6 protein-coding genes are annotated in these 6375 nt (G+C 74.0%); 3 read left to right on the top strand and 3 right to left on the bottom strand.

Translation table 11 applies throughout. The features are described 5' to 3' along the window. Positions 1 to 1091 (bottom strand): Hsp70 family protein (locus ABZ885_RS33130; RefSeq protein WP_360196983.1); only part of this gene is annotated, 1091 nt, incomplete at its 3' end. Positions 1092 to 1461: 370 nt separating this feature from the next. Here ABZ885_RS33130 and ABZ885_RS33125 point away from each other — a divergent pair. The 3 genes from ABZ885_RS33125 (at position 1462) to ABZ885_RS33115 (ending at position 4741) form a co-directional block, all read left to right on the top strand. Further along, on the top strand, positions 1462 to 2586 hold the full coding sequence (locus ABZ885_RS33125) for a DegT/DnrJ/EryC1/StrS family aminotransferase (RefSeq protein ID WP_360196980.1): 1125 nt from the start codon (positions 1462 to 1464) through the stop codon (positions 2584 to 2586). Positions 2587 to 2673: 87 nt separating this feature from the next. Then, the gene (locus ABZ885_RS33120; RefSeq protein WP_360196977.1) at positions 2674 to 3645 is read left to right on the top strand and encodes an NAD-dependent epimerase/dehydratase family protein; all 972 of its coding nucleotides are present in this window, start codon (positions 2674 to 2676) and stop codon (positions 3643 to 3645) included. Positions 3646 to 3655: 10 nt separating this feature from the next. Then, the gene (locus tag ABZ885_RS33115) at positions 3656 to 4741 is read left to right on the top strand and encodes a hypothetical protein (RefSeq protein WP_360196974.1); all 1086 of its coding nucleotides are present in this window, start codon (positions 3656 to 3658) and stop codon (positions 4739 to 4741) included. Between the two features lie 16 nt (positions 4742 to 4757). On the opposite strand, the gene ABZ885_RS33110 is transcribed toward ABZ885_RS33115, so the two are convergent. Both ABZ885_RS33110 and ABZ885_RS33105 read right to left on the bottom strand, forming a co-directional pair. Next, positions 4758 to 5645, bottom strand: a complete 888-nt coding sequence (locus ABZ885_RS33110; RefSeq protein WP_360196971.1) for a LysR family transcriptional regulator — start codon at positions 5643 to 5645, stop codon at positions 4758 to 4760. Positions 5646 to 5757: 112 nt separating this feature from the next. Next, entirely contained in the window at positions 5758 to 6234 is a 477-nt protein-coding gene (locus ABZ885_RS33105; RefSeq protein WP_360196969.1) for a polysaccharide deacetylase family protein, read from the bottom strand. Positions 6235 to 6375: the final 141 nt, after the last annotated feature.

Raw genomic sequence — 6375 nt, 5'->3', positions numbered from 1 at the left:
TCCTTGACCTCGCCCTTGAGGACACCGGCCTGGAGCGAGGCGCCGATGGCGACGACCTCGTCCGGGTTGACGCCCTTGTGCGGGTCCTTGCCCGTGAGCGACCTGACGAGTTCGGTGACCGCGGGCATCCGGGTGGAGCCGCCGACCAGGATGACGTGGTCGATGTCGGAGACCTGGATCCCGGCGTCCTCCACCGCCTGGTGGAACGGGACCTTGCAGCGCTCCAGCAGGTCGGCGGTGAGCTGCTGGAACTGGGCGCGGGTGAGCTTCTCCTCCAGGTGCAGCGGCCCCTCGGGCGAGGCGCTGACGTACGGCAGGTTGACGGTGGTCTCGGTGGCCGAGGAGAGCTCGATCTTGGCCTTCTCGGCGGCCTCGCGCAGCCGTTGGGCGGCCATCTTGTCCTTGGACAGGTCGATCCCGTAGCCGTTGTGGAACTGCCGCACGAGGTGGTCGACGACCTTCTGGTCCCAGTCGTCGCCGCCGAGGTGGGTGTCGCCGTTGGTGGACTTCACCTCGACCACCCCGTCGCCGATCTCCAGCAGGGAGACGTCGAAGGTGCCGCCGCCGAGGTCGAACACCAGGATGGTCTGGTCGTTCTCCTTGTCCAGCCCGTACGCCAGCGCCGCGGCCGTCGGCTCGTTGACGATGCGCAGCACCCGCAGGCCGGCGATCTCGCCCGCCTCCTTGGTCGCGGTGCGCTGGGAGTCGTTGAAGTACGCCGGGACGGTGACGACGGCGTCGGTCACGTCCTCGCCCAGGTAGGACTCCGCGTCGCGCTTCAGCTTCTGCAGCACCCGGGCGGAGATCTCCTGCGCGGTGTACCGGTGGCCGTCCACGTCACCGGCCTCGGGGAACCGCCAGTGCGCGTCGCCGACGTGCCGTTTCACCGAGCGGGCCGTGCGGTCCACGTTGGTCACCGCCTGACGCTTGGCCACCTCGCCGACCAGCACCTCGCCGCCCTTGGCGAACGCCACCACCGACGGTGTGGTGCGCGCACCCTCCGCGTTGGGGACGACGGAGGGCTCGCCGCCTTCCAGGACGCAGACGACCGAGTTGGTGGTGCCCAGATCGATTCCGACCGAGCGAACCATCACGGACCTCCCTCCGGAGCGGCCCGGCGGGCCGTAGGGGTCGAGACGGACCGTGTCCATTGTCGCTCCGCCGCTGCGCCTCCGCCGTCGGGGCGCCGCCGCCGTCCGGGGCGCCCGGCCACTGCGCGGGGAGGCGGGGGCCGGTGGCTGCCCGTGGGCGTGCCGCGTGCCGCGCCGGCGATTGGGACGGGTGCGAACGACGGCCCGGGGTACCCGCGGAACGGGCCCGGGATCACCCGGGCGGGCGGTGACGACGGGCCGGGGCCGCACGGGCGAAGTAGCGTGATGTGCCTGGCCCGGCCGTTGTGCCCGGTCCGGCCGGGAACGACCCGCCCGCTGTGTGTTCCAGCCCGCTGCCACAGGAGGCCCGATGGACGTGCCAGCCGCTCGCATCGTGTTCGACGAGAGCGACCGTTCGGCCGTCGCGGACGCCGTGACCGAGATCCTCACCACCGGCGCGCTCACCCTCGGCCCCTGGACCGAGCGGTTCGAGCAGGCGTTCGCGGCCGAGCACGGCGCCTCGCACGCCGTGGCCGTGGCCAGCGGCACGGCGGCGCTGGAGATCGTCCTGCGCACCGTCGGCGTCCGCGACCGCGACGTGGTCGTCCCGGCCGTCACCTTCTACGCGACCGCCGGCGCCATCGTGCACGCGGGCGGCCGCCCGGTCATCGCCGACGTCGACCCGGCCACCCTCGCGCTCAGCCCCGCCACGCTGGAGGCCGCCCTCACCCCGGACACCGCCGCCGTGGTGCTGGTGCACATCGGCGGCCTGATCACCCCCGCGGTGGACGACCTGCGCGCGATCTGCGACCGCCGCGGCGTCCCGCTGGTCGAGGACGCCGCGCACGCCCACGGCAGCAGCTACGCCGGGCGCTCCGCCGGCTCCTTCGGCCTGGCCGGCGCCTTCTCGTTCTACCCGACCAAGGTCACCACCAGTGGCGAGGGCGGCATGATCCTCACCGAGTCGGCCGAGCTGCGCGACGAGGCCCGGATCCACCGCGACCAGGGCAAGGGCTCGTTCACCACCAACCACCACGTCCGGTTCGGCGCCTCCTGGCGGATGAGCGAACTGAACGCCGCGGTCGGCACGGTGCACCTGCGGAGGCTCAAGGAGTTCGTCGAGACCAGGCGCCGGGTCGCCCAGCGGTACGACACGGCGCTCGCCGGGATCGACGGCCTGGAGCCGGTCACCGAGCCGGCCGGCTCGCGCAGCAACTACTACAAGTACGTGGTGCTGCTGCCGGCCGGCGTCGACCGTGCCGCGTTCAAGCGGGCGGTGGCCGAGGAGCACGGCGTGCGGCTCTCCGGCGAGGTGTACGACCTGCCGCTGCACCTGCAACCGGTGCTGGCCGGCTACCGGCGGGAACCGCTGCCGGCGGCGGAGGACGTCTGCGCCCGGCAGATCTGCCTGCCCGTGCACTCCGACATGACCGAGGACGAGACCGACCGGGTGATCGCGGCGGTCACCGCCGTCCACCGGCGGCTCGCAGGCTGACGCCGGCCGGCCGCGACCGTTCCCAGGAGGGCCCGGCCGGACCACCGGACAACCGGACCACCGGACAACCGGACAAGGAGAGAGAACGTGCGCATAGCCGTCACCGGGGGCTGCGGATTCATCGGCTCACACGTCGTGGACCGGCTGCTGGCGGCCGGGCACGAGGTCCTCGCGGTGGACACCACCGACAAGTACCTCAACCCCCGGGCCGAGCACGCCCGGATCGACATCCTCGACCTGCCGGCCCTCACCGCCGCGCTGGACGGCAGCGAGGTGGTCTTCCACCTCGCCGCGATGGCCGACGTCGAACAGGTCGCCGCCGACCCGGTCCGGGCCGTCCGGGCCAACATCGACGGCACCGGGACCGTCCTGGAGGCGGCCCGGCGCAGCGGTCTCAGCCGCACCGTGCTGGCCAGCACGGTCTGGGTCTACGGCGCGGCCCTCACCGAGGCGGGCATGGCCGGCGGGGAGCAGGAGCTGGAGCTCGACGAGCACGTGCCGATCGAGCTGGAGCGCAGCGGGCACCTGTACGTCGCCACGAAGCTCGCCGCCGAGATGCTGGTGCACAGCTACCGGGAGCTGTACGGGCGGCACTTCACCATCCTGCGCTTCGGCATCCCGTACGGGCCGCGGATGCGGGACGAACTCGTGGTCGCCCGGTTCGTGCAGGCGGCGCTGGCGGGGCGGCCGATCACCATCGCGGGCGACGGCCGGCAGAGCCGCAACTTCGTCTACGTCGAGGACCTCGCGGACGCCCACGTCCGGGCCCTCTCCCCCGCCGCCGAGGACCAGACCTTCGCGCTGGAGGGCTCGACCGCGGTCTCGGTGCGCGACATCGCCGACACCGTCGACCGGCTGTTCGGGCCGGTCAGCATCGAGCACATCGAGGCGCGGGTCGCCGACTTCACCGGGCGCCGCATCTCGGCCGCACAGGCCAAGCGGCTGCTGGGGTGGTCGCCGCGGACCAACTTCGCGGACGGGGTGCGGCGGTACGCCGAGTGGTACCAGGAGGCGGCCGCGGCGGCCCCGGCCCGCAAGCCCGCGCCGGGCGCCTCCTGAGGGGGCGCCGGTGCCGCACGCGCTGCTGGTCTCCGGCTCGCTCGGCCAGGGCCACGACGTGATGGCCCAGGCCTGCGCGGACACGCTGCGCGAGCGCGGCTGGACCACCGAAACGGTGGACGCCATGGCCCTGCTCGGGCAGCGCGCGGGGGTGGCCGGGGAGGCGGTCTTCCGCCGGCTGCTCGACCTGCCCGGGGTCTACGACGCCTTCCACTTCTCGGCCCTGCGGCCCGGCACCCGGATCGCGCTGCTGGCGGACGCGGCGGCGCGCAGCCGGCTGGTCCCGGCCCTGCGGGCGCTGGTCGCGGAACAGCGGCCGGAGCTGGTCGTGTCGGTGTTCGCCACCTCGACCTCGGCGGTGAACCGGCTGCGCGCGGACGGCGGGCCCGGCTTCCGCCACCTCGTCCTGTGCACCGACGTCACGCCGCACCGGCTCTGGGTGCAGGAGGGCACCGACCTGTTCCTGGTCACCTCGGAGGTCGCGGCCTGCGCGGTGCGGCGCTACCGGCCGGACGCGGCGGTCGCCGTCCTGCCGGCACCGCTGCGCGAGGCGTTCTACCGCCCGCCCGGCCGTGCCGAGGCGCGCGCCGAGACCGGGGTGCCGGCGGACGCCCGGTGCGTGCTGCTGATGTCCGGTTCCTGGGGCCTCGGTCCGCTCGCCCACACGGCCGCCGGGCTGGCCGACGCCGGACCGCACGTGCTCGCCGTGGCCGGACGCAACCGCGAGCTGGAGCGGCGCCTGTGGCGCGCCGCCGGGAGCCGGCCGAACCTGCACCCGTTCGGGTACACCGACCGGATCCCCGCCCTGATGACCGCCGCCGACCTGGTGGTGACCAGCTCCGGCGACACCTGCAGCGAGGCGCGGGCGCTCGGCCGCCGGCTGCTCCTGCTGGACGTCGTCCAGGGCCACGGCCGGGACAACCTCCAGCACGAGCTGGAGCTGGGCCACGCCGATGTGACCTCGTCCCGCCCGGCCGAGGTGGTCCGCAACGCCCTCGCCGCGCTGGACCGCCCGTCGCCGGCCCCCTCCCCCGGTGCCTCCCCGAGCCCCTGGCGCACCGGCTTCGCCGCGGCCCTGGCCCGGGTGGGCCTCTGAGTACCGGGACGGCGGGTCAGAAGCGGTAGGGGCCGAGTTCGCGGACGAGGTCGGCGAGGGCGCGGACGGGCTCGTTCTCGTCCTCGGTGCGCCAGACCAGGGCGTAGGAGAGGGTGGCCAGGTCGGGGACGGGGATCCAGCGGATGTTGGGCATGCCCCAGTGGCGGGTGACGTGGCTGGGGAAGCCGTGGATGATCTCGCCCATGCCGACCTGGTTGATCAGCTCCTCGGCGTTGGTCACCTGCCCGCCGCGTTCGATGGTGCGGCCCCGCGGGGTGTGGAAGGGCATGTATTGGTCCTCCCAGTAGTCCGGGATGTCGGGCGGCATCGGGTGGCGGAAGTCGGCGAACATCTCCAGCCGCACCGAACTGCGCAGGGCGAGCTCGTGGCCCTCGGCCACGGCCAGGATCCGCGGGTCGGTGAGCAGGACCGGGCCGACGGTCAGGTCCGGCTCCTCCACCGGCAGCCAGACCACCAGGACGTCCAGGTCGCCCTCGCGCAGCCGGCCGAACGGGTCGGGGTACACCATCTGGCGGACCTCCAGCTCCCACTGCGGATGCCGGGAACGGAACTCCCGCCAGTAGAAGTGCAGGTCGACCAGGTTGAACGGCATCATGCCCACCCGCAGCCGGCCGGTGACGCCGCGCGCGGCCAGCCGGGCCCGCTCCAGCGACTCGTGCAGGCCCGCGTAGACCGGCTGCAGGTCACCGCGCAGCTGACGGCCCACACCGGTCAGCCGCACACTGCGGCTGGTGCGCTCGAACAACGCCGCCCCGATCCGCCGCTCCTGCTTGCGGATCGCCTGCGACACCCGCGCCTGCGACACCCGCAACCGCTCCGCGGTCCGCCCGAAGTGCAACTCCTCCGCCAGCACCAGAAAGATCTCGATGTCCCGCAACTCCATGACGCCCCCCGCACACCCACTCCACCGCCGACACCCCAACGGCCGTCGAGCCGCTGAAGTATAGGTGATCATGCTCTCGACTGACGGACCGGTGACCCGTCGTCAGGGATGGTCAGCGCAGGTCGTGGTCACGGAGCGGGCCGAGGGTGAGGGCGCGGGTGCGGCAGTGGGCGGCGATGAGGGGAAGGGCCGCGAGGGTGGCGCGCCAGGAACCGGGGGCCGAGGTGCAGTCGGAGTCGTGCAGGAGCAGCGTGGCGCCGCCGATGAGGCCCGGGCGGGCGGTCGCGTAGACGGAGTCCGCGGTGGCGCGGTCGGTCCAGTCCCTCCCCCAGGCCGTCCAGAGGACGGTGCGCAGGCCGAGGCGGCGGGCCGCGAGGGCGGGGCCGGCGGTGAGGACGCCGTAGGGCGGGCGGTACCAGCGCGGACGGACGCCGCAGAACGCGGTGACCGCGTCGGTGGTGCGGCGCAGTTCGCGCAGGTCGCGGGCGGGGGCCGGGTACCACTGCTGCCGGTGGTGCCAGCCGTGGACGGCGACCTCGTGGCCGCGGGTCACCAGTTCGCGGCCGAGGCCGGGCGCGCGCTCCAGCATGGCCCCGAGCAGGAAGAAGGTGGCCCGGGCGCCGATCCCGTCGAGGGCCGGAGGGGAGCGACTGCACGGTGAGCGTCTCCGGCCTGGCCCAGATGGTCGCCTCCACCCCGATCCCGATCGGCCCGGCCTCGCCGCCGCCGG

Source organism: Kitasatospora sp. NPDC047058 (assembly GCF_040643935.1).
Taxonomy (GTDB): domain Bacteria; phylum Actinomycetota; class Actinomycetes; order Streptomycetales; family Streptomycetaceae; genus Kitasatospora.
This window is presented reverse-complemented; position numbering and strand designations above follow the sequence as displayed.

Coding starts and splice junctions, on each gene's coding strand:
- ABZ885_RS33125 (WP_360196980.1), top strand. CDS start 1,462: ATGGACGTGCCAGCCGCTCGCATCGTGTTCGACGAGAGCGACCGTTCG.
- ABZ885_RS33105 (WP_360196969.1), bottom strand. CDS start 6,234: ATGCTGGAGCGCGCGCCCGGCCTCGGCCGCGAACTGGTGACCCGCGGC.
- ABZ885_RS33110 (WP_360196971.1), bottom strand. CDS start 5,645: ATGGAGTTGCGGGACATCGAGATCTTTCTGGTGCTGGCGGAGGAGTTG.